The following is a 677-nucleotide window of genomic DNA, read 5'->3' as shown; positions in this document are numbered from 1 at the left end:
TGAAGATCTTGGAGGGGACCACGGCCAGTGTTCCGCCGCAGGGCGGGCGCAAGCATCCGCACCAGGAGTTCATCCAGATCGATACGACCAATGTGCTGTTCATCTGCGGGGGTGCCTTCGCGGGGTTGGACGGGTTGATCGATCAGCGGGTGGGGCGCCGGGGGATGGGGTTCAACGCGGTGCTGGGTCCGGAGCCGGGCGGTGCGGATCTGTTCGGTGAGGTGATGCCGGAGGATCTGCTGAAGTTCGGGATGATCCCGGAGTTCGTGGGGCGGTTGCCGGTGATCACGAGTGTGCATGATCTGGATCGGGATGCGCTGATCCGGATTCTGACCGAGCCGCGCAACGCGTTGGTGAAGCAGTATCAGCGGTTGTTCGAGTTGGACGGGGTGGGGCTGGAGTTCTCGGCGGGGGCGTTGGAGGCGATCGCGGAGCAGGCGATCATCCGGGGGACGGGTGCTCGGGGGTTGCGGGCGATCATCGAGGAGGTGCTGTTGTCGGTGATGTACGAGGTGCCTTCGCGGGAGGATGTGGGTCGGGTGATCATCACGCGGGAGGCGGTGTTGGAGCATGTGAATCCGACGATCGTGCCGCGTGGGGGTCGGGGCGAGGAGCCGGAGGAGAAGTCGGCCTGACCGCGTCCCGCAGCGGCCCGGAGCACCGCACCGACGGCGGCG

At 66.5% G+C, this 677-nt stretch carries 1 protein-coding gene; it reads left to right on the top strand.

The genetic code is table 11. The features are described 5' to 3' along the window. Positions 1-635 (top strand): AAA family ATPase (locus D459_RS0130245; protein ID WP_017596725.1); only part of this gene is annotated, 635 nt, incomplete at its 5' end. Between the last annotated feature and the right edge of the window lie 42 nt (positions 636-677).

The organism is Nocardiopsis potens DSM 45234 (assembly GCF_000341105.1).
Lineage (GTDB): Bacteria > Actinomycetota > Actinomycetes > Streptosporangiales > Streptosporangiaceae > Nocardiopsis_A > Nocardiopsis_A potens.
The sequence above is the reverse complement of the archived record's forward strand: the minus strand, read 5'-3'. Positions and strand labels throughout refer to the sequence as shown.